2 protein-coding genes are annotated in these 1,840 nt (G+C 58.8%); both read left to right on the top strand.

Annotated elements, in window-relative coordinates:
* Positions 1–171 precede the first annotated feature (171 nt).
* On the top strand, positions 172–684 hold the full coding sequence (locus BLR51_RS26975) for a GNAT family N-acetyltransferase (protein WP_089852608.1): 513 nt from the start codon (positions 172–174) through the stop codon (positions 682–684).
* Positions 685–758: 74 nt separating this feature from the next.
* On the top strand, positions 759–1,691 hold the full coding sequence (locus tag BLR51_RS26970; protein WP_089852607.1) for an IS5-like element ISPth1 family transposase: 933 nt from the start codon (positions 759–761) through the stop codon (positions 1,689–1,691).
* Positions 1,692–1,840: the final 149 nt, after the last annotated feature.

Here is a 1,840-nt window from a genome sequence, read left to right as displayed (position 1 = left end):
CCACATCCTTCTCACCGGCGAATACAAATGGCCGAAGAGGTAGAAGCCACAGCTGCCGTTCGCAGCGCCGCGCTCGAACTCACACTATGCGGGACAAAGCAGACATCTTCTGACTTGCTGTGACCAGCAGGACATTTACCTTCGCAAACACAGGTATGGGAGAATGAAACTGTGCAGAAAATAGCGACATCCAATCCGAATTTCATGATCCAACACGCTTCTCCGGATGATGCGGGGCTTGTTGTCGAATACATGAAAAAACTGGGCGCCTATCAAAAGATGTCGGACAAGATCACGGCAACTGAGGCTCAGATCAAACGGCTTCTGAATGAAAAACTGGGCGAGGCGCTGTTTGGATACTACAAGGGCGAAATTGCGGGCTTTGCCTATTTTTGCCAGAAGTCATCTGCATTTACTGGACGGTCAGGAATCTATATCGATGGATTCTTCGTGGATACGAAAGTCCGCCATCAGGGTCTTGGCAAGATCATTATGGGGTATCTTTGCTCTCTTGCCCTCGAGAGAAACTGCGAGATGATGGAATGGGGGGTTCTGGACTGGAACAAACCCACCATCGAATTCTACAGAAGCCTTGGCGCCTATAGCGTAGACGAGATGACGATTTTCAGGTTTACGCCGGACGATCTGAAATCAAATGCTCTGGCATTCGAGGGCAAGCCATAACCATCTGGGCGTTGTTGCAGAACTCATCGGCTTGCGGGATTCACGTCTTGAATCCGGTGGGTTAAGAGCCTGCCATGAGCAAGCCCGAACCTGCCCGGTACCGTACGACCAACTGGAAATTCTATAACGACGCGCTGAAGCGGCGCGGATCGCTGCTCGTCTGGCTAGACCGGGACATGGACTGGCTTGCGCCGAAGGCAGGCAAGCCCGGACGTCCGCCGGTCTTCTCCGACGCCGCCATCCAGTTCTGCCTGATGATCAAGGTGCTCTTCGGCCTGCCGCTTCGACAAACGACCGGAATGGTCGCCAGCATCCTCAAGATGGCTGGTCTGGACTGGCCGGTCCCGGACTTCTCCACGCTCAGCCGCCGCCAGAAGACAATCGCGGTCCAGCTTTCGTCGCGCCGGGCTCCGGGCCCTCTGAACCTGCTGGTGGACAGCACCGGGATCAAGTTCCTGGGCGACGGAGAGTGGCTGGCGAGGAAGCATGGCACCCACCGCCGCCGCCAGTACCGCAAGGTCCATCTGGCGATGGACACGGCGACCGGCGACATCCGGGCGGTGGAATTCACCTCTAGCCGCGAGGGCGACAGCCCCGTGCTCCCCGATCTTCTGGACCAGATCCCGGAAGACGAGGAAATCGGCACCGTTACCGGTGATGGCGCCTTCGACACTCGCCGTTGCCATTCGGCGATCCTCGCGCGCGGTGGCACAGGGATCATTCCCATCCGCAGAAACGGCCGCCTCTGGAAGGAAGATTGCCCCGCCGCCTTGGCCCGCAACGACATCCTGAGGGCAACCCGGCGCCTCGGCCGGACGATCTGGAAAAGGTGGTCCGGCTATCATGTCCGCAGCCGGGTCGAGGCCCGGATGAGGAACCTGAAATCCTTCGGCGAGCGGATCGCCTCGAGGGACCCCGACCGCCAGACAGCCGAGATCCACATCCGCGTGGCCCTGATGAACCGCTTCAACGCCCTCGGCACCGCCGAGATCGAACGCGTGGCCTGAACTCAGCTGGGGAAAGGGCCATCATGGCCTGAAGCCGACTTCTGCAACAATGCCTCCCAGCTCTACCGTGTCCTGCCCGGCCGTTCCCTCAGCATGGTCCCGAATGGGCCAGGACTTTACGCCTTCACAGCCGATGGCAAGCTGTATTT

The organism is Salipiger marinus (assembly GCF_900100085.1).
GTDB classification, from domain to species: Bacteria; Pseudomonadota; Alphaproteobacteria; order Rhodobacterales; family Rhodobacteraceae; genus Salipiger; species Salipiger marinus.
Note: the sequence above shows the minus strand (reverse complement) of the source record. Positions and strands in the feature narration are given on the sequence as shown.

Excerpts from the sequence above, each read along its gene's own strand:
- BLR51_RS26970 (WP_089852607.1), top strand. The coding sequence starts at position 759 with ATGAGCAAGCCCGAACCTGCCCGGTACCGTACGACCAACTGGAAATTC.